The sequence below is a fragment of the Brachybacterium huguangmaarense genome (genome assembly GCF_025725725.1).
Lineage (GTDB): Bacteria > Actinomycetota > Actinomycetes > Actinomycetales > Dermabacteraceae > Brachybacterium > Brachybacterium huguangmaarense.
Window position 1 is genome coordinate 135,341 of record NZ_CP107020.1, and the last position, 19,979, is coordinate 155,319.

Genomic DNA, 19,979 nt, shown 5'->3' on the forward strand with positions numbered 1-19,979 from the left:
GCTCAGGCCTCCGTTCCGGTCTCGGCGGGCGCCGACGCCGGCTGCTCGGCGGGAGCCTGCGGGGCGCTGCCCTGCTCCTCCCGGCGAGCGGCGGCGTTGCGCTCGTTGCGACGACCGCGCGGGCGCTCGGCACGCGGGCCGCGCCCGGAGCGGGGGGCCTGCGCCGCGGCCTGGGCCGCGAGCTCCTTGGCGGTGACGTCGCCGTTGTAGATCCACACCTTCACGCCGATGCGGCCGAAGGCGGTGCGCGCCTCGTAGAAGCCGTAGTCGATGTTCGCGCGAAGGGTGTGCAGCGGCACGCGACCCTCGCGGTAGAACTCGCTGCGGCTCATCTCGGCGCCGCCCAGACGGCCGGAGACCGCCACGCGGATGCCCTTGGCACCGGCGCGCTGCGCGGACTGCATGCCCTTGCGCATCGCGCGTCGGAACGACACGCGGCTCGCGAGCTGCTCGGCGATGTTCTGGGCGACCAGCTGCGCATCGGCCTCGGGGTTCTTGACCTCGAGGATGTTCAGCTGGATCTGCTTGCCGGTGAGCTTCTCGAGCTCACCGCGCAGACGCTCGGCCTCCGCACCACGGCGCCCGATGACGATGCCCGGGCGGGCGGTGTGGAGATCGACGCGGACACGATCACGGGTGCGCTCGATCTCGACCTTGGAGATGCCGGCACGCTCGAGCCCCTCGGACATGAGCTTGCGGATCGCGACGTCTTCCTTCACGTAGTCGCGGTAACGCTGCCCCTCCTTGGTGGAGTCGGCGAACCACCGGCTGGTGTGCTCCGTGGTGATCCCGAGGCGGAACCCGTTCGGATTGACCTTCTGGCCCACTGCGGGTCTCCTTACTTCTTCGCGGGAGCGACCACCACGGTGACGTGGCTGGTGCGCTTCTTGATCTGGAAGGCACGACCCTGAGCACGCGGCTGGAACCGCTTCATGGTCGGGCCCTCGTCGACGAACGCGGCGGAGACGACGAGCTCGCGCTCATCGAAGCGCTCCCCCGCCTGATCCGCCTTGACACGGGCGTTGGCGATCGCGGATTCCACGAGCTTGAGGACGGGCTCGCTGGCGGCCTGCGGTGCGAACCGCAGGGTGTCCAGCGCCTCGCCCGTGCTCTTGCCACGAATCAGGTCCACGACGCGCCGGGCCTTCATGGGCGACATGCGGAGATACCGCACCTGCGCCTTGGCTTCCATTGCTGTCCTGCTTTCTCTTCGATTCGAGAGGGCTGTCATCGTCCGACCGCGGTCAGCGACGACGCCCCTTCTTGTCGTCCTTCTCGTGGCCCTTGAAAGTCCGCGTGGGAGCGAACTCGCCGAGCTTGTGGCCGACCATCGACTCGGTGACGAACACCGTGACGTGCTTGCGGCCGTCGTGCACTGCGAAGGTGTGGCCGAGGAAGTCCGGGGTGATGACCGAACGACGCGACCAGGTCTTGATGACGTTCTTGGTGCCCTTCTCGTTGGCGACGTCCACCTTCTTCTGCAGGTGGTCGTCGACGAACGGGCCCTTGGCGATACTGCGAGGCATATCTGTTCTTCCCTCGGTTCCCTATCAGCGCTTCTTGCCGGTGCGACGACGGCGCACGATGAGCTTGTCGCTTTCCTTGTTGGGGCGACGCGTGCGACCCTCGGGCTTGCCCCACGGCGAGACCGGGTGACGGCCGCCGGAGGTACGGCCCTCGCCACCGCCGTGCGGGTGGTCGACGGGGTTCATGACGACGCCGCGGACGTGCGGACGCTTGCCCTTCCAGCGCATGCGCCCGGCCTTGCCCCAGTTGATGTTCGACTGCTCGGCGTTGCCGACCTCGCCGATCGTGGCGCGGCAGCGCAGATCGACGTTGCGGATCTCGCCGGAGGGCATGCGCAGCTGCGCGAAGCGGCCCTCCTTGGCGACCAGCTGCACCGAGGCGCCGGCCGAGCGGGCGATCTTGGCGCCGCCACCGGGACGCAGCTCGATGGCGTGGATGACCGTGCCCAGCGGGATGTTGCGCAGCGGCAGGTTGTTGCCGGGCTTGATGTCCGCGGTCGGGCCGTTCTCGATCCAGTCGCCCTGGCGAAGCTTCGCCGGCGCGAGGATGTAGCGCTTCTCGCCGTCCTCGTAGTGCAGCAGCGCGATGCGCGCGGTGCGGTTGGGGTCGTACTCGATGTGCGCGACCTTGGCCCGCAGGCCGTCCTTGTCATGACGACGGAAGTCGATCAGACGGTAGGCGCGCTTGTGGCCGCCGCCGCGGTGGCGGGACGTGACACGGCCGTTGTTGTTGCGGCCGCCCGACTTCGACAGGGGGCGGACCAGCGACTTCTCCGGCTCGCTGCGAGTGATCTCGACGAAGTCGGCGACGCTCGAGCCGCGACGGCCCGGCGTGGTCGGCTTGTGCTTGCGAATTCCCATGGTGGGTTTTCCTCAGACTCTCTAGACGGCTCTTCGATCCCGGGCGCCTCAGGCGACCGAGCCTCCGAAGATGTCGATGGTTCCGTCGACGAGGGTGATGATGGCGCGCTTGGTGTCCTTGCGCTTGCCCATCCCGAAGCGCGTGCGACGCGCCTTGCCCTGCCGGTTGATCGTGTTGACCGAGGCGACCTTGACGTCGAAGACCTTCTCGACGGCCACCTTGATCTCGGTCTTGTTGGCGCGCGCGTCCACGAGGAACGTGTACTTGCCCTCGTCCATCAGGCCGTAGCTCTTCTCGGAGACGACGGGGGCCAGCAGGATGTCGCGCGGGTCCTTGTTCAGCGTGGTCACTTGGACTCCTCCTCAGCGGCCGCAGCGCTCTTCGCCTGGGCGAAGGACGACGTGGGCACGGACAGGGTGGCCGAGGCGATGAAGTCCTCGAGCGCGCCGGAGGTGAACACGATGTCGTCGGAGAGCATGACGTCGTAGGTGTTCAGCTGATCGGCGTACAGGACGTGCGCGTTCGGCAGGTTCCGCGAGCTGAGCGCGCCGAGCTCGTCGTCGCGACGGAGCACCACGAGCACGTGGTTGCGGACCGAGGCGGCCGACAGGGTCTTCAGCGCGGCCTTGGTCGAGGGGGCCTCCCCCTCGAGCAGGGCGCTCACGACGTGGATGCGGCCGTTGCGGGCGCGATCCGAGAGGGCACCGCGCAGGGCGGCGGCCTTCATCTTCTTCGGGGTGCGCTGGCTGTAGTCGCGCGGGACCGGCCCGTGCACGACGCCGCCGCCGGCGAACTGGGGAGCGCGGATCGAGCCCTGACGGGCGCGGCCGGTGCCCTTCTGCTTGTACGGCTTCTTGCCGCCGCCGGCCACCTCGCCACGGGTCTTCGCCTTGTGGGTGCCCTGACGGGCAGCGGCCAGCTGGGCGGTGACGACCTGGTGGATGAGGGGCACGTTGGTCTGGACGTCGAAGATCGACGCGGGGAGCTCGGCCGTGCCGGACTTCGCACCGGTGGTGTCGAGCACGTCGACGGTCAGGTTCGCTGCCATCGGACTCAGGCCTCCTTCACGGGGCTCTTGGCGGCCGAGCGGATCAGCACGATCCCGCCCTTGGGGCCGGGAACGGCGCCCTTGACGAGCACGAGGCCCTTCTCGGCGTCGACCGCGTGGACGGTCAGATTCTGGACGCTGGCGCGCTCGTTGCCCATGCGGCCGGCCATGCGCAGGCCCTTGAACACGCGTCCGGGGGTGGAGGCGCCACCGATCGAGCCGGGCTTGCGGTGGTTGCGGTGCGCGCCGTGGGAGGCGCTCACACCGGCGAACCCGTGGCGCTTCATGACGCCCGCGGTGCCCTTGCCCTTGGTGGTGCCGACGACGTCGACCTTCTGGCCGGCGCCGAAGACGCTCGCGTCGATCTCCTGGCCGACGGAGTAGTCGCCGGCAGCGGCGGTGCGCAGCTCGACCAGGTGACGGCGCGGGGTCACGCCGGCCTTGTCGAAGTGGCCCTTGAGCGGCTTGGACACCTTGCGGGGGTCGATCTGCCCGTAGGCGATCTGCACGGCGTCGTAGCCGTCGGTCTCGACGGAGCGGACCTGCGTGACGACGCACGGACCGGCCTGGACGACCGTGACCGGGACGAGCTTTCCGTTCTCGTCCCAGACCTGGGTCATGCCGAGCTTGGTGCCGAGCACGCCGGTGAGGGCGCGCGCACGCTGCCCTGTCAGTTCGTTGCTCATGTCCGGTTACCTCAGAGCTTGATCTCGATGTTGACGTCCGCCGGCAGGTCGAGACGCATGAGCGAGTCCACGGCCTTGGGCGTGGGATCGACGATGTCGATCAGTCGCTTGTGCGTGCGCATCTCGAAGTGCTCGCGGGAGTCCTTGTACTTGTGGGGCGAACGGATCACGCAGAACACGTTCTTCTCGGTCGGAAGCGGCACCGGGCCCACGACCGTCGCACCCGCACGGGTGACGGTGTCGACGATCTTGCGCGCCGAGCTGTCGATGACCTCGTGGTCATACGACTTCAGCCGGATGCGGATTTTCTGTCCCGCCATAGCCTTGTTCGACTCTCTCTTCTACACACGTGCTGACATGACTGCTGGTCACTCCGGCCCCCGAGGACGGGCGTGTCGGCATTCCTCCGGAGCGCAAGAGCGCCCCGCCGGATCGCCTCCGGCCGTGACCAGCACGTCTGCGCCCGATCTCTCGGCTTCCCTCGAACGATGCGCGTTCAACGGCGTGTGCACGCTGTTCGCATCCTCGGGACGGACCACATCCGGTGATCATTCGCCGCCGCAGGACGTGTGACCCTGTGCGGAGAACGGAACCGGGCATGGCGGCCCGCGCAGACAACTCGAACAGTCTGCCAGGTCGGGCCCCGCCCTGCCAAGCGGGCCCGGCGGTGGAGCCGGTCACACGGGGCCGTGTCCGCCGCGGAGGGAGCGACGCGGCGTCCTGTCGACCCGCTCCCCTGCGACGTCACTTGTCGGTGCTCGGGCCCATGCCGCCCTGCAGCTGGCGCTGGAAGATCACGTACACGATCAGCACCGGCAGGATCGTGATGGTCACCGAGGCGAACATGCCCGACCAGTCCGTCTGGTAGCCCTGCTGCGCCTGCATCTTGTTCAGGCCCTGGGCGAGCACCGACTTGGACTCGTCGGTGTTGAGCACGACGGGCAGCAGGAACTGGTTCCACAGGCCCAGGAAGTTGAAGATCGTGACCGAGGTGAGCCCCGGCAGCGCCATCGGCACCATGATCTGGAAGAAGGTGCGGAAGTCCCCCGCCCCGTCGATCGCGGCGGCCTCGGCGATCTCCTCGGGCAGCTGCCGGAAGAACGCGTAGAGGAAGAACACCGTGAACGGGAGGGCGAAGCCCACGTACGTGAGGATCAGCCCCAGATAGCTGTTGGACAGCCCCAGGTTCTGGATCACGAAGAACAGCGGCACGACGGCGAGGAACAGCGGGAACGTGAGCCCGGCGATGAGGCCGTAGTAGACGAGGCGCCGGCCCGGGAAGGTGAAGCGCGCGAGCACGTACGAGCACATCGCGCCCAGGAGCATGACGAGCACGAGCGCGCCGCCCACCACGATCAGGGTGTTGACGAAGTACCGGCCGATGCCTGCCGTGTTCCACGCCCGCACGAAGTTGTCGACGTGCCAGACCTTGGGCAGCGCGAACGGCGTCGCGAGGATCTCCTGGGAGGTCTTGAACGAACTGATGACCGTCCACACCAGCGGGAGCACGACCATGAGCGCCCAGATGGTGAGGACCGTGTGGGCGACGACCGAGAAGGTCCGGTCCCCCGCGCTGCGGGGGCGATGCCGGCGCGGTGCGCCGGCGGCGACGGGGGCGGTCGAGGAGGTGCTCATGCGTCGTCCTTGGATCGGGTGGCGAACAGGACGATCACGGCCATCAGCATCGTGACCAGGGCCAGCACGACGCCCATCGCGGAGGCGAGGCCGAACTCGGAGCGGCTGAACGCGGTCTCGTAGAGGTAGCGGGACACGACCTCGGTGCTCTGGCCGGTGCCGCCGAGCGGGGTCATCACGCTCACGTACACGAACATGTCCAGCGCCATGATCCCCATGTAGACGACGGCCGTGGAGACGTTCTCCCGCACCATCGGCAGGATCACCTGAGCGGCCAGGCGCAGCCGGCCGCAGCCGTCGAGGCGCGCGGCCTCGACGATCTCGGCGGGCACCGCCTTGATGGCGGCCACGAACAGCACCATGTAGAAGCCCACGAGGGACCACACCACCGCGGCGACGATCGCGGCCAGGGCGAAGCGCGGGTCACCGAGCCAGCCGATCCCGCGGTCGAGCCCGACCAGGCCGAGCAGGCCGTTGAGCAGACCGCCGTTGGGCGAGTAGATGAAGGCGAACAGGATGCCGACGACCACGGCGGGGATCGCGTACGGGAAGAAGCTGATGACGCGATAGATGCTCGCGCCGCGGATGCCGCGGATCTCCCCGCGGCTGTCCCCGCCGACGGTCACCAGGATCGCGAGCGCGAAGGCGAGCGCGATCGTGATCGTGGGCAGCACGATCATGAGCACGAGATTGTGCAGGAGGGCCTTGCGGTAGTGCGGGTCCTCGAAGATCTGGATGTAGTTGTCCAGCCCGACCACGTGGGTCTCGGCCGACAGGCCGCGCCAGTCGGTGAGCGAGTAGTAGAAGGCCTGCAGGAAGGGCGAGACCACGAAGACGATGTAGATGAGCAGCGGCAGCCCCAGGCACACCGCGAAGAAGGCGATGCGCTCGGGGGTCAGCCGCGTGCGACGCCCCCGGCGGCGCGGGGCGGCCGGGGGCGCCGCCGTGGGGAGGGCGGCCATCACTGGACGTCGAACTTCTCGATGCTGTCGTCCTCGCGGATCGCGTCGATCAGCTTCTGGCTCTCCTCGCGGACCTGGTCGGCGTTCTTGTCGCCGTTGATGAACTCGGTCCACAGCGGCTTGAGGTCCGGGCCCATGCCGTACCAGTCGTTGAAGTTGAAGTGGAAGACGTTGTCGCCCGCGGCCGCGATCATCGAGTTGACCGAGGCGAGGGCGGTCGAGCCGAACGCGTCGTCGGGGATCGTGTCCTTGACGATGGTCGGCGAGGACGTGATCTTCGCGAAGTTCTCGCACTGCTCCTTGGACAGCATGACCCGCAGGAACTCGAGGCCGCCCGCGCCGTTCTTGGCCTGGGCGGGCACGAAGAAGGGCTCGCCCGCCGTGCCGTGGATGGCCTCGAAGGGCAGCTTGGCGTCGGAGGACAGGAGCGGCACTGGGCTGCCGGTCATCCGGTAGTCCTCGGGGGTCACGCCCCGCTGCTCGTTCTCGATCCACGAGCCGGACGGGTACATGACGGCCTTGCCGGTGACCCACTGCGTCTGCGCCTCGGTGTGCTTGATGCCGGCGCCGCCCGGGAGGAAGTACCCGGCCGTGATCGCGTCCTGCATCGCATTGTAGGCGTCGACGATGCTCTGCTGCTCGAAGGCCTTGGCGTCGAGCTTGTCGAGGTTCTTCTGGACCTCGACGCCGCCCTGCTTGATGGCGATCGACAGCGCGAGCTCCTGGAAGTAGTCGGCGGCGTTCTGGCCGCCCCACGCGAACAGCGCCTGGCCGGCACCCTTGGCGGTCTCTCCGAGCGCCATCAGCTCGTCCCACGTGGTGGGCGCGCTCCAGCCGCGCTCCTCGAACTCCTTGGCGGAATACCACAGGGCGAAGACCGTGTAGACGTAGTTGAGCGCGTAGAGCTTGCCCGAGTAGGTGCCGGGAGCGGTCGCGCCGGGCAGGAGCGAGTCCTCCACGGTGCCCCCGTCGATCGACTCCGCGCTCAGCAGCGCCTCGATCTGGGCGAGCTTCTTCTCGCTGATCAGGGCGCTCTGGTTCATGTTCTGAGCACCCGAGTTGTCGAACAGGTCCGGCGGGGTGCCGCCGATGAAGCGCGGCTGCAGCTCGGGCTGGATGTTGACGGTCGAGGAGACCTGGACGTCCGCGTCGGGGTGCAGCTTCTTGTAGCCCTCCCCGGCGTCCTTGGCGTACTGGTCGCCGTAGCCGCCGTTGAAGATGACGACGTCGACGGCGGCGTCGGGCTTCACGCCGAAGGGGTTGTCCTTGGTCTTCTCCGCGCCGCCGTCGGCGACATCGCCGCCGCCTGCATCGGAGCCGTCGGAACCGGAACTGGAGCCGCCGCCCGTGGCGCACGCGGCCAGCGCGGTCCCCGAGGCGCCTGCCCCCGCGAGGGCGAGGAAGCGGCGGCGCGAGGCGCCCAGACGGTCGGCGGGGGTCAGGGGCACGCTGGGGTCGTCCATGAAGGCCTTCTCTCATCATTGCGCGCGGCCCGCGGGCGCGAGGGCCGCGGGAGCCGGGATCCGGGGATCCCCGGCGGGTGGACGCCCGCCGACATCGGCTGGATCACAGCCTACGGCGGGACGCGCGCGGTGCCCGCCACTTGGACGATGCCACCGGTCACGAATGGGTAACGGGGGCGTGCGACCATGCGGGGCGGGCACCCGGGGAGCGCGCACCTGCCTGGTCTAGTCTTCGGCCATGACGTCTCCGCAGAACTCCCCGCTCGACAACCAGCTGTTCCGTCTGAAGTTCCCCCGGTCTCTCGGCGCCTACGGCACCTACGCCGAGGTCCAGGCGGTCGTCGACACCCTCGCCGACCACGAGTTCCCGGTCGAGAACACGATGATCGTCGGCACCGACCTCAAGCTCATCGAGCGCGTGACCGGGCGTCGCACGTGGGGTCGTGTGATCGGGGGCGGCGTGCTGAGCGGGCTCTGGATGGGCCTGTTCGTGGGGATCCTGTTCTCCCTGTTCACCGCGCAGGTGCTCACCACGGTGGTCATGTCGATGCTGATGGGCATCGTGTTCTTCACGATCTGGTCGGCCATCTCGTACGCCATGAGCGGCGGGCGGCGCGACTTCACGTCGATGACGGCCACGATCCCGATGCAGTACGAGCTCCTCGTCGAGCACAGCCACGCCGATCGGGCCCGCGAGATCCTCGGGGCGGCGGGCACCGGACCGGCCGCGTTCGCCGGCGGCGGCTACGCGGGCACCCCGGCACCGGCGCCGGTTCCCGACCACGGCGGCTACGGGCAGCCGGCGGCGCCCCAGGGCGACGGCCGCTACGGGCAGCCCGCGGCCGAGCCGGTCGCCTCGCCTGCACCCGGCGGCTACGGCTCCTCCCCCGCTCCCGAGGCGCCCGCGGGCTCCGACGGCGGCTACGGGCAGGTCGCGCCCGATCCCCGCGATCGTCCCGTGTACGGCCGGCCCGCCGGCGAGGACGAGCCGCGCGAGCGCTGACGGGCGGGCCCGTCGGCACGGCCGGCGGCCGCGCCGCGGGGGCGCCGGGCATGCAGAAGGGCCCCGGACCAGTGGTCCGGGGCCCTCGCCGTGTTCCCTCCGCGGAGGGGACCGGTCACCTCAGGCGGGCATCACGCCCGCGCGATCACTTGGTGATCTTGGTGACGCGGCCGGAGCCGACGGTGCGGCCACCCTCGCGGATGGCGAAGCCGAGGCCCTCCTCCATGGCGATCGGCTGGATGAGCTCGACCGACATCTCGGTGGAGTCGCCGGGCATGACCATCTCGGTGCCCTCGGGCAGCGTGATGACGCCGGTGACGTCCGTGGTGCGGAAGTAGAACTGCGGACGGTAGTTCGAGTAGAACGGGTTGTGACGGCCGCCCTCGTCCTTGGACAGGATGTAGACCTGCGCCTCGAAGTTGGTGTGCGGGGTGATCGAACCCGGCTTCACGACGACCTGGCCGCGCTCGACGTCATCGCGCTTGGTGCCGCGGAGCAGCAGGCCGCAGTTCTCGCCGGCCCACGCCTCGTCCATCTGCTTGTGGAACATCTCGATGCCGGTGACCGTGGTCTTCTGCGCCGGGCGGATGCCGACGATCTCGACCTCGGCGTTGATCGGCAGCTTGCCGCGCTCGACCTTGCCGGTGACGACGGTGCCACGACCGGTGATCGTGAAGACGTCCTCGATCGGCATCAGGAAGGGCTTGTCCATGTCGCGGACCGGGTCCGGGATGGACTCGTCGACGGCCTCCATGAGGTCCTCGACCGACTTGACCCACTGCGGGTCGCCCTCGAGCGCCTTGAGAGCGGAGACGCGGACGACGGGGGCGTCCTCGTCGAACTCCTGGCTGGCCAGCAGCTCGCGGACCTCCATCTCGACGAGCTCGAGGATCTCCTCGTCGTCGACCATGTCGGACTTGTTCAGCGCGACCAGCAGGTAGGGGACGCCCACCTGGCGGGCGAGCAGGACGTGCTCGCGGGTCTGGGCCATCGGGCCGTCGGTCGCCGCGACCACGAGGATCGCGCCGTCCATCTGGGCCGCACCGGTGATCATGTTCTTGATGTAGTCGGCGTGACCAGGGGCGTCGACGTGCGCGTAGTGGCGCTTCTCGGTCTGGTACTCGATGTGGGAGATGTTGATCGTGATACCGCGCTGCTTCTCCTCGGGCGCGTTATCGATCTGATCGAAGTCCCGCTTCTCGTTCAGGTCCGGGTACTTGTCGTACAGGACCTTCGAGATGGCAGCGGTGAGCGTGGTCTTGCCGTGGTCGACGTGACCGATGGTGCCGATGTTGACGTGCGGCTTGGTCCGCTCGAACTTGGCCTTGGCCATGGTGGTGTCCTCCTAGGACTTCTTATCTCTGGGTACTTCAGGTTCGGGATCCGGGGGGCGCCGCTCGGACGCCCCCGCTGGGAACCGGGGGAGGTCAGGCTGATCGATACTACCTGCCCTCCCCCGGCTCTCACTCGCCCCGGGTCTTCGCGACGATCTCGTCCGAAATGTTCTTCGGGACCTCCGCGTAGCTGTGGAACTGCATCGTGTACATCGCACGGCCCTGGGTCTTGGACCGCAGGTCGCCGACGTACCCGAACATCTCCGACAGCGGGACGAGAGCGCGGACGATCTTCACGCCGCTCGCGTCCTCCATCGACTGGACCTGCCCGCGACGCGAGTTGAGGTCGCCGATGACATCTCCCATGTACTCCTCGGGGGTGCGCACCTCGACATCCATGAGGGGCTCGAGCAGCACGGGGTTCGCCTTGCGCAGGGCCTCCTTGGTGGCCATGGACCCGGCGATCTTGAACGCCATCTCCGAGGAGTCGACGTCGTGGTAGGCACCGTCGAGCAGCGTCGCCTTGACGTTGACGACGGGGTAGCCGGCCAGCACGCCCGACTGCAGGGCGTCCTGGATGCCCGCGTCCACGCTCGGGATGTACTCGCGCGGCACGCGACCGCCGGTGACGGCGTTGTCGAACTCGTAGAACACGCCCTCCTCGGCACCCTCGAGGGGCTCGTAGCGGAGCTGGACCTTGGCGAACTGGCCGGAGCCGCCCGTCTGCTTCTTGTGGGTGAAGTCGAACTTGTCCACGGTGCGACGGATCGTCTCGCGGTAGGCCACCTGCGGCTTGCCGATGTTGGCCTCGACCTTGAACTCGCGGCGCATGCGGTCCACGAGGATGTCGAGGTGCAGCTCGCCCATGCCCTTGATGACGGTCTGACCGGTCTCCTCGTCGAGCTCGACCTGGAAGGTGGGATCCTCCTTGGCGAGCTTCTGGATGGCGACCGACAGCTTCTCCTGGTCGCCCTTGGTCTTGGGCTCGATGGCCACGGAGATCACGGGCTCGGGGAAGCTCATCGACTCGAGCATGACCGGGTTGGCCAGGTCGCTCAGGGTGTCACCGGTGTTGGTGTCCTTGAGGCCGATGAACGCGTAGATGTGGCCGGCGAAGGCCTCGTCCACGGGGTTCTCCTGGTTGGAGTGCATCTGGAACAGCTTGCCGATGCGCTCCTTGCGGCCGGTGGTCGAGTTGAGCACCTGGTCGCCGGACTTCACGTGGCCGGAGTAGACGCGCACGTAGGTCAGGGTGCCGAAGAACGGGTGCGTGGCGACCTTGAACGCGAGAGCCGAGAAGGGCTCCTCGGTCGAGGGCTTGCGGATGATCTCCTTCTCCTCGTCCTTGACGTCGTGGCCGACCATCGGCGGCACGTCGAGCGGGGACGGGAGGTAGTCGATCACGGCGTCGAGCATGGGCTGCACGCCCTTGTTCTTGAACGCCGAGCCCGCGAAGACCGGGTAGGCCTGCGAGGTGACGGTGAGCTCGCGGATGCCCTGCTTGAGCTGAGCGACCGTGAGGTCGCCCTCCTCGAGGTAGGCCTCCATGAGCTCCTCCGAGCTCTCGGCGACGTCCTCGACCAGCTGGGAGCGGTACTCGTCGACCGTGTCCTGGAGGTCGGCGGGGATCGGGATCTCGGTCTGGTACTGGCCGAGCGCCGCGTCGCCCTTCTTCTTGCCGAGCAGCGGGGCGTCCTCGGGGAACACCTCCGGCCACTCGTAGGCCTTCATCTCGACGAGGTCGACGACGCCGCGGAACTCGTTCTCCGCGCCGATCGGGACCTGCATGACGAGGGGCTTGGCGCCGAGGCGCTCGATGATCGTGCGGACGGTGAAGAAGAAGTCCGCGCCCAGCTTGTCCATCTTGTTGACGAAGCAGATGCGGGGGACGTCGTACTTGTCCGCCTGACGCCACACGGTCTCCGACTGGGGCTCCACGCCCTCCTTGCCGTCGAACACGGCGACGGCGCCGTCGAGGACGCGCAGCGAGCGCTCCACCTCGACGGTGAAGTCGACGTGACCGGGGGTGTCGATGATGTTGATCTGGTTGTCGTGCCAGTAGCAGGTCGTCGCGGCGGACGTGATGGTGATGCCGCGCTCCTTCTCCTGCTCCATCCAGTCCATCGTGCCGGCGCCGTCGTGGGTCTCGCCCATCTTGTAGTTGACACCGGTGTAGTACAGGATGCGCTCGGTCGTGGTGGTCTTGCCGGCATCGATGTGGGCCATGATGCCGATGTTGCGGACCTTCGTGAGGTCGCTGAGCACTGCGAGTGCCACGGGCTGCTGCCTTTCTGAGGGCTTGGAGGTCGACGTGAGTCGAGGTGGGGTGGGTCCCGCCGGGGGCGGGACCCACCCGGGAGATCACCAGCGGTAGTGCGCGAAGGCCTTGTTGGACTCGGCCATCTTGTGCGTGTCCTCGCGACGCTTGACGGCGGCGCCGAGACCGTTGGAGGCGTCGAGGATCTCGTTCATCAGACGCTCGGTCATGGTGTGCTCGCGACGGGCGCGCGAGTAGCCGACGAGCCAGCGCAGGGCCAGCGTGGTCGAGCGGCCCGGGCGGACCTCGACGGGGACCTGGTAGGTCGCGCCGCCGACACGGCGGGAGCGGACCTCGAGGCTCGGACGGATGTTGTCCAGGGCCTTCTTGAGGGTCGCGACGGGATCCTGGCCGTTCTTCTCGCGGCAGCCCTCGAGGGCGCCGTAGACGATCGACTCGGCGACGGTCTTCTTGCCGTCGAGGAGGATCTTGTTGATGAGCTGGGTGACCAGCGGCGAGCCGTAGACGGGGTCGACGACGAGCTGGCGCTTGGGAGCTGCTCCCTTACGAGGCATTACTTCTTCTCCTTCTTCGCGCCGTAGCGGCTGCGGGCCTGCTGGCGACCCTTGACAGCCTGGGTGTCCAGGGCGCCGCGGACGATCTTGTAGCGGACGCCGGGGAGGTCCTTCACACGGCCGCCGCGCACGAGCACGATCGAGTGCTCCTGCAGGTTGTGGCCGACGCCGGGGATGTACGCGGTGACCTCGATGCCGGTCGACAGACGCACGCGGGCGATCTTGCGCAGCGCCGAGTTCGGCTTCTTCGGGGTGGTCGTGTAGACGCGCGTGCAGACACCGCGGCGCTGGGGCGAACCCTTGAGCGCGGGCGTCTTGGACGAGGTCGTCTTGACCGTGCGTCCCTTCCGCACCAACTGCTGAATAGTGGGCACTTCGACTCTTCCTGTTCGGCCTCGGACCGTGTTGGGGTCCGGGCATCGACTTCTTGCAACCGCTCGCGCGGTCAGCGACCCGTGCCGCCGCTCCCCGGAACGGAGAGGTGGGCTGACGACCCGCTCGGGCGGCACCGGAGCCGTCCGTGCGCCCGGTACCGTGACCGCCCGGGACGGAGGGCCGAGGGCCGTCTCCGTCCGTCTGCGGGCACGCCGCGAGGATCCGCTCCTCGCGGGGGACCCTCACGCCCCGCGGCCGACGTGGTCGGCTCGAGGACGCTGGTCCCGATACGTGGTCCGAACGCACGATCGCACCGCGGGCGATCAGGCTGCGGACCCGAGGGTCCGTGGTCGATCCGATGCGGTGCGAGCGGGCTGCCAGAGGGCACTCCGGACGCAGGCTTCAGTCTACAAACGCCGTTCACACAGGGTCAAAGGTCCAGGGCTTGTCGGTCGCACATCACAGTCCGCAGGCCACGTGGGCCCGGCCGGCAGCGAGGTGGGACAGGCCCCGGCGCCGCCGCGACCCCGGGCCACCTCGACCCCTGACCGCCTCGACCCTGTCGAGCCGCGCACCCCTTGCAACGCGGACGGCGCCCCGGGTGTTCCCGGGGCGCCGTCCGCGTGGGGTGGTGGGGGTCAGCCGACCTTCTGGTACGTGACCGTCATGGTGCCCGCACCGGTGTCGCCGATCGCGTCGAAGGCGCCGGCCGAGAGGTCGAGGCAGCGGCCGCTCACGTACGGCCCGCGGTCGTTGATGCGCACGACGACGCTCTGGCCCGTGGCGGTGTTGGTGACCCGGATCCGGGTGCCGAGCGGCAGCGACTTGTGCGCGGCCGTCATCGCCTCGGAGTTGAAGGTCTCGCCGCTCGCGGTGGGGCCGCCGTCGGTGCCGTCGCCCCGACCGTAGAACGACGCCTTGCAGGTGGTCGTGTCGCCCGAGGCCGTGCCGCCCTGGTCGGTGCTCGACGAGGACGAGGACCGCGAGGACGAGCTCGAGGAGGACGAGCCGGAGCCCGTCGACGAGGACGACGAGTCCGAGCTCTTCGAGGAGGAGCCCGAGTCCTTCGAGGACGACGCCGAGGAGGAGTCCTGGGACTCCGAGGCGGCGGGCGCCGGCTCCGGGGCCTCCTTGGTGCCCTTGAGCACGACCTTGTCCTGCGGCTGCTTGGTGACGTTCTCGGAGACGACGGTCTCCTCGACGGGCTTGCCGTCGACCGTCTTGGTGCGCGTCACGACGTCCTTGGATCCCGCGACGCCTTCGGTCTTGGTGGTCGTGGTGCCCTTGTCGGCGTTCGCGTCGTCCTCGGTGACCGTCTTGTAGTCGATCTCCTGGGTCGAGGTGGCCTCGCTGAAGCGGACGCGCTCGATGCGCACCGACATCCCGGAGGTGACGGGGGTGTCGGCGGCGACCGGCTGGTCGGACGCGTCGTAGAAGGTGTCGCTCTCCTGGTAGTCGGTCAGGTGGGCGGCGGCCGCCTCTCCGAGCGTGGGCTCGGTGACGCGGAACGTGGCCGAGCCGTTCTGGCCCGAGACGGTGAGGTCCTTCCTGGTCGTGACCGTGATGGCGGTGCCCTGGGCCGAGAGCTCGGTGGTGGGCGCCGGCGAGACCGTGGCGGTGGAGGCGTCGAACTCGAAGTCCTGCAGGGCGTCGGCGACCGAGGTGCCGGAGGTCATGAAGGTGTGCTGGGTGCCGTCGATGGTGACGGTCACGGGGCGCTGCTGGACGACGGTGATGGCGGTGCTCTCGCCGACGGGGGTCGCGACGGAGGGGGTGACCTTGTCGGTGGGCTTGACGTCGACGCCCTGGGCCTCGAGCACGTCGCCTACGGTGCCCGAGAACGTGCGCACGGTCGAGGACTTGCCGTACACGTTCACGTCGACCTCGTGGGTCATGGCGTAGGCGCTGCTCGAGCCGCCGACCACGAGGGCCGCGGCGAGGCCGCTCACGATCAGGGGGGTCTTCTTCACCGGTGTCCACCTATTTCCGTCTGCGCGCCCTCGGCGCGTCGTCATCCGTCTGCTGCGCCCTCGGCGCCTCGTCGTCGTGCGGGGGCCTGCATCTCGTTCGGCGCACGGAGCGGGTGTCGTGCGCCCGCTGGGGAAGGAGTGCGTCTGCCTGCCCGCGTCCTCCATGGTGCCGGGGTGCCGGGGGCGCCCGGAAGGGGACCCCGGAGGGTTTGAGGCAAAGCCAGGGGGTCCTTTACCCATCCGTGACGGTCGGCGTCGGCCAGGTCACGCCGCGGTGGTGACGGCGGTCGCACGAACCACTGCACGCCGCAGGGCCGGCCCCCGGAACGGGGACCGGCCCTGCGGTCTCAACGAGGCGGCCAGGCGGCAGGCCCGGCTCCTCGACTCAGCGGAAGTCCGTGCGGAACGGATCCGAGAAGTCGAAGTCGTCGAGGTTGACCGACGGCTGCGGGCTGCCGAAGCCCGAGTAGTCCAGCTCGTCGTAGCCCGGCACCTGGTACATCTGCGCCTTGGCCTCATCGGTCGGCTCGACCTCGATGCGGCGGAACCGCGGCAGGCCGGTGCCCGCCGGGATCAGCTTGCCGATGATGACGTTCTCCTTGAGCCCCATGAGCTGATCGCTCTTGCGGTTCAGGGCGGCCTCGGTGAGCACGCGGGTCGTCTCCTGGAAGGAGGCGGCCGAGAGCCACGAGTCCGTCGCGAGCGACGCCTTCGTGATGCCCATCAGCTCGGGACGGCCCGAGGCGGGCTGCGCGCCCTCGGACATGATCCGACGGTTCTCCTTCTCGAAGACCACACGCTCGGTGAAGTCGCCCGGCAGGAGATCGGTGTCGCCCGACTCGATGATCGTCACGCGACGCAGCATCTGGCGCACGATGACCTCGATGTGCTTGGCGTGGATGTCCACGCCCTGCGAGATGTAGACCTTCTGGACCTCGTCCACCAGGTGCTGCTGCACCGCGCGGGGGCCGAGGATCCGGAGCACCTGCTTCGGGTCGACCGAGCCCTGGGTGAGCTGCTGGCCCACCTCGGCCCGCTCGCCGTCGCCGACCAGCAGCGTCACGCGGCGCGAGACGTTGTAGGAGATCGGGTCCGAGCCGTCGTCGGGCGTGATCGTGATCCGGCGCTGCTTGTCCGTCTCCTCGATCTCGACCCGACCGGCCACCTCGGTGATCGGCGCGAAGCCGGCCGGGGTGCGAGCCTCGAAGAGCTCCTGCACACGCGGCAGACCGTGCGTGATGTCGCCGTCGGCGCTCGCCACACCGCCGGTGTGGAAGGTGCGCATGGTCAGCTGCGTGCCGGGCTCGCCGATCGACTGGGCCGCGACGATGCCGACGGCCTCGCCGATGTCCACGAGCTGACCGGTCGCGAGCGAACGGCCGTAGCACTTGGCGCACACGCCCACCGCGGAGTCGCACGTCAGCACGGAGCGGACCTTGACCTCGGTGACGCCCGCCGCGATCAGCTGGGCGATGAGCTCGTCGCCGGCGTCGGCACCCGCCTCGGCGAGCACCGTGCCGTCGGCGGCCGTGACCGCGGTCGCGAGCGAGCGCCCGTACACCGTGGTCTCCACGTTGTCGGCCTCACGGACGACCCCGGCCTCCTCGACGCCGATCGGCAGGACGAGGCCCTTGGTGGTGCCGCAGTCCTCCTCGCGCACGATGACGTCCTGGGAGACGTCCACCAGACGACGCGTCAGGTATCCCGACTGCGCGGTCTTGAGCGCCGTGTCCGCGAGACCCTTGCGGGAGCCGTGCGAGGCGATGAAGTACTCGAGCACCGAGAGGCCCTCGCGGTAGTTCGAGAGGATCGGGCGCGGGATGATCTCGCCCTTCGGGTTGGTCACGAGGCCACGCATGCCGGCGATCTGGCGGATCTGCATCCAGTTGCCGCGGGCCCCCGAGTCCACCATCCGGTAGATGGTGTTGTCGCGGTCGAAGTTGGCGCGCATGGCCTGGTCGACCTCGTTGGTCGCCTCGGTCCAGATGTCGATGAGCTCGGAGTTGCGCTCCTGCTCGGACACCAGACCCAGGTCGCGGTTCTCCTGGACCTGCGCCGCCTTCTTCTCGTACTCGGCGATGATGTCCGCCTTGCTGGGCGGGGCCACGACGTCCGAGAACGCGAAGGTCACGCCCGAGCGGGTCGACCACGAGAAGCCGTAGGCCTTGAGCGCGTCGAGCGACGCGGAGACCTGGACCTTCGGGTAGCGCTCGGCCAGCTCGTTGACGATCTGGCCCAGGCGCTTCTTGCCCACCTGTCCCTCGACATACGGGAAGTCGACCGGCAGCGTCTCGTTGAAGTAGACGGTGCCGAGCGTGGTCGTCAGGGTGATCGGGTCGCCCTCGTTCCAGCCCTCCGGCGCCTCCCAGCCCGTGGGCGGCACGATGTCGTCGAAACGGATCCGGATCGGCGCGTTCAGGTCGAGCTGATGCGCGTCGTTGGCCATGATCGCCTCGGACACCGAGGAGAACGCGCGGCCGGCGCCCTCGGCCTCGTCCTTGACCGTCGTCAGGTGGTACAGGCCGATGACCATGTCCTGGGCGGGCATGGTGACCGGACGGCCGTCCGACGGCTTGAGGATGTTGTTGCTCGAGAGCATGAGGATGCGGGCCTCGGCCTGCGCCTCCGCCGACAGCGGGACGTGCACGGCCATCTGGTCGCCGTCGAAGTCCGCGTTGAACGCGGCGCACACGAGCGGGTGCAGGTGGATGGCCTTGCCCTCGACGAGCTGCGGCTCGAACGCCTGGATGCCCAGACGGTGCAGGGTGGGCGCGCGGTTGAGCAGCACGGGGTGCTCGGTGATGACTTCCTCGAGCACGTCCCAGACCTCGGGACGGGCGCGCTCGACCATGCGCTTGGCCGCCTTGACGTTCTGGGCGTGCGACAGGTCCACGAGGCGCTTCATCACGAAGGGCTTGAACAGCTCGAGCGCCATGCCCTTGGGCAGACCGCACTGGTGCAGGTGGAGCTGGGGGCCGTTGACGATGACGGAGCGGCCCGAGTAGTCCACGCGCTTGCCCAGCAGGTTCTGGCGGAAGCGGCCCTGCTTGCCCTTGAGCATGTCCGAGAGCGACTTGAGCGGGCGGTTGCCCGGTCCGGTCACGGGACGACCGCGGCGGCCGTTGTCGAACAGCGAGTCGACCGACTCCTGCAGCATGCGCTTCTCGTTGTTCACGATGATCTCGGGCGCGCCGAGGTCGAGCAGCCGCTTGAGGCGGTTGTTGCGGTTGATCACGCGGCGGTACAGGTCGTTGAGGTCGGAGGTCGCGAAGCGGCCGCCGTCCAGCTGCACCATCGGACGCAGGTCCGGGGGGATGACCGGGACGGCGTCCAGGACCATGCCCTCGGGCGAGTTGGTGGTCGAGCGGAACGCCGAGACCACCTTGAGGCGCTTGAGCGCGCGGGCCTTCTTCTGGCCCTTGCCGGTCGCGATGATCTCGCGCAGGGTCGCGGCCTCGGAGTCGAGGTCGAAGTCCTGGAGGCGCTTCTGGATCGCCTCGGCGCCCATGCCGCCGGAGAAGTAGGTGCCGTAGCGCAGCTTCATGGCGCGGTAGAGCTGCTCGTCGCCCTCGAGGTCGGCGACCTTGAGGTTCTTGAAGCGGTCCCACACGGCCGTGATGCGATCGATCTCGGCGTCGTACTTCTTGCGGATCTGGGCCTGCTCGCGCTCGGAGGAGTCGCGGACCTTGCGCTTGGCGTCGGCCTTGGCCCCCTCCTCCTCGAGCTTGGCGAGATCCTGCTCGGCGGAGACGGCGCGGTCGTTGATGGCCGCGTCGCGCTCCTTCTCGAGCTCCTTGACCTCGAGGTCGAAGCGGGCCTGCAGGTCCGGGAGATCCTCGTGGCGGGCATCGGCGTCGACCGACGTGATCATGTACGCGGCGAAGTAGATGACCTTCTCGAGGTCCTTCGGCGCGAGGTCCAGCAGGTAGCCGAGACGGCTCGGCACGCCCTTGAAGTACCAGATGTGGGTGACGGGGGCGGCGAGCTCCACGTGGCCCATGCGCTCACGGCGCACGTTGGACTTGGTGACCTCCACGCCGCAGCGCTCGCACACGATGCCCTTGAAGCGCACGCGCTTGTACTTGCCGCAGTAGCACTCCCAGTCCCGGGTGGGACCGAAGATGCGCTCGCAGAACAGGCCGTCCATCTCGGGCTTGAGGGTGCGGTAGTTGATGGTCTCCGGCTTCTTGACCTCGCCGTGGGACCAGGTGCGGATGTCATCGGCAGTGGCGAGGCCGATGCGCAGCTCGTCGAAGTTGTTGACGTCGAGCACAGATGTCCTT

The 19,979-nt window shown here is 68.7% G+C and carries 18 protein-coding genes; 1 reads left to right on the forward strand and 17 read right to left on the reverse strand.

Translation table 11 applies throughout. The annotated features are described in order from the left end of the window. Positions 1-2: 2 nt before the first annotated feature. The 11 genes from rpsC to ngcE form a co-directional block, all read right to left on the reverse strand. On the reverse strand, positions 3-827 hold the full coding sequence (gene rpsC / locus BRM3_RS00695; protein WP_263594201.1) for a 30S ribosomal protein S3: 825 nt from the start codon (positions 825-827) through the stop codon (positions 3-5). 11 nt (positions 828-838) lie between these two features. Further along, a complete protein-coding gene (gene rplV / locus BRM3_RS00700; RefSeq protein WP_263594202.1) occupies positions 839-1,192 on the reverse strand; it encodes a 50S ribosomal protein L22 in 354 nt (117 codons plus the stop codon). Between the two features lie 52 nt (positions 1,193-1,244). Further along, complete coding sequence (gene rpsS, locus BRM3_RS00705) at positions 1,245-1,526, reverse strand: 30S ribosomal protein S19 (protein WP_263594203.1); 282 nt, start codon at positions 1,524-1,526, stop codon at positions 1,245-1,247. A 24-nt stretch (positions 1,527-1,550) separates the two neighbouring features. After that, positions 1,551-2,387 carry a 50S ribosomal protein L2 gene (rplB, locus tag BRM3_RS00710; protein ID WP_263594204.1) on the reverse strand — a complete coding sequence of 279 codons (837 nt, stop codon included), beginning with the start codon at positions 2,385-2,387 and terminating at the stop codon, positions 1,551-1,553. Between the two features lie 48 nt (positions 2,388-2,435). Continuing rightward, on the reverse strand, positions 2,436-2,738 hold the full coding sequence (gene rplW / locus BRM3_RS00715; RefSeq protein ID WP_263594205.1) for a 50S ribosomal protein L23: 303 nt from the start codon (positions 2,736-2,738) through the stop codon (positions 2,436-2,438). After that, a complete protein-coding gene (rplD, locus tag BRM3_RS00720) occupies positions 2,735-3,436 on the reverse strand; it encodes a 50S ribosomal protein L4 (protein WP_263594206.1) in 702 nt (233 codons plus the stop codon). The genes rplW and rplD overlap by 4 nt, the downstream gene beginning before the upstream one ends. A gap of 5 nt (positions 3,437-3,441) precedes the next feature. Next, on the reverse strand, positions 3,442-4,122 hold the full coding sequence (gene rplC / locus BRM3_RS00725) for a 50S ribosomal protein L3 (RefSeq protein WP_263594207.1): 681 nt from the start codon (positions 4,120-4,122) through the stop codon (positions 3,442-3,444). Between the two features lie 11 nt (positions 4,123-4,133). Further along, a complete protein-coding gene (gene rpsJ, locus BRM3_RS00730; protein WP_006946210.1) occupies positions 4,134-4,442 on the reverse strand; it encodes a 30S ribosomal protein S10 in 309 nt (102 codons plus the stop codon). A gap of 424 nt (positions 4,443-4,866) precedes the next feature. After that, on the reverse strand, positions 4,867-5,757 hold the full coding sequence (locus BRM3_RS00735; protein ID WP_263594208.1) for a carbohydrate ABC transporter permease: 891 nt from the start codon (positions 5,755-5,757) through the stop codon (positions 4,867-4,869). Beyond that, a complete protein-coding gene (locus BRM3_RS00740; protein WP_263594209.1) occupies positions 5,754-6,719 on the reverse strand; it encodes a carbohydrate ABC transporter permease in 966 nt (321 codons plus the stop codon). The genes BRM3_RS00735 and BRM3_RS00740 overlap by 4 nt, the downstream gene beginning before the upstream one ends. Then, entirely contained in the window at positions 6,719-8,182 is a 1,464-nt protein-coding gene (ngcE, locus tag BRM3_RS00745; RefSeq protein ID WP_263594210.1) for an N-acetylglucosamine/diacetylchitobiose ABC transporter substrate-binding protein, read from the reverse strand. The genes BRM3_RS00740 and ngcE overlap by 1 nt, the downstream gene beginning before the upstream one ends. A gap of 238 nt (positions 8,183-8,420) precedes the next feature. Here ngcE and BRM3_RS00750 point away from each other — a divergent pair, with 238 nt between their 5' ends. Continuing rightward, positions 8,421-9,185, forward strand: coding sequence for a general stress protein (locus tag BRM3_RS00750; protein ID WP_263594211.1), 765 nt, complete (start codon positions 8,421-8,423; stop codon positions 9,183-9,185). Positions 9,186-9,330: 145 nt separating this feature from the next. Here BRM3_RS00750 and tuf read toward each other — a convergent pair whose 3' ends face one another. From tuf to BRM3_RS00785, 6 genes are all read right to left on the reverse strand, one after another. Beyond that, a complete protein-coding gene (gene tuf / locus BRM3_RS00755) occupies positions 9,331-10,518 on the reverse strand; it encodes an elongation factor Tu (RefSeq protein ID WP_263594212.1) in 1,188 nt (395 codons plus the stop codon). A 130-nt stretch (positions 10,519-10,648) separates the two neighbouring features. Further along, the gene (fusA, locus tag BRM3_RS00760) at positions 10,649-12,796 is read right to left on the reverse strand and encodes an elongation factor G (protein WP_263594213.1); all 2,148 of its coding nucleotides are present in this window, start codon (positions 12,794-12,796) and stop codon (positions 10,649-10,651) included. Positions 12,797-12,880: 84 nt separating this feature from the next. After that, on the reverse strand, positions 12,881-13,351 hold the full coding sequence (rpsG, locus tag BRM3_RS00765; RefSeq protein ID WP_263594214.1) for a 30S ribosomal protein S7: 471 nt from the start codon (positions 13,349-13,351) through the stop codon (positions 12,881-12,883). Next, positions 13,351-13,725 carry a 30S ribosomal protein S12 gene (gene rpsL, locus BRM3_RS00770; RefSeq protein ID WP_263594215.1) on the reverse strand — a complete coding sequence of 125 codons (375 nt, stop codon included), beginning with the start codon at positions 13,723-13,725 and terminating at the stop codon, positions 13,351-13,353. The genes rpsG and rpsL overlap by 1 nt, the downstream gene beginning before the upstream one ends. Positions 13,726-14,364: 639 nt before the next feature. Beyond that, positions 14,365-15,696, reverse strand: coding sequence for a septal ring lytic transglycosylase RlpA family protein (locus tag BRM3_RS15015; protein WP_318152423.1), 1,332 nt, complete (start codon positions 15,694-15,696; stop codon positions 14,365-14,367). Positions 15,697-16,081: 385 nt separating this feature from the next. Next, positions 16,082-19,969, reverse strand: coding sequence for a DNA-directed RNA polymerase subunit beta' (locus tag BRM3_RS00785; RefSeq protein ID WP_263594216.1), 3,888 nt, complete (start codon positions 19,967-19,969; stop codon positions 16,082-16,084). Positions 19,970-19,979: the final 10 nt, after the last annotated feature.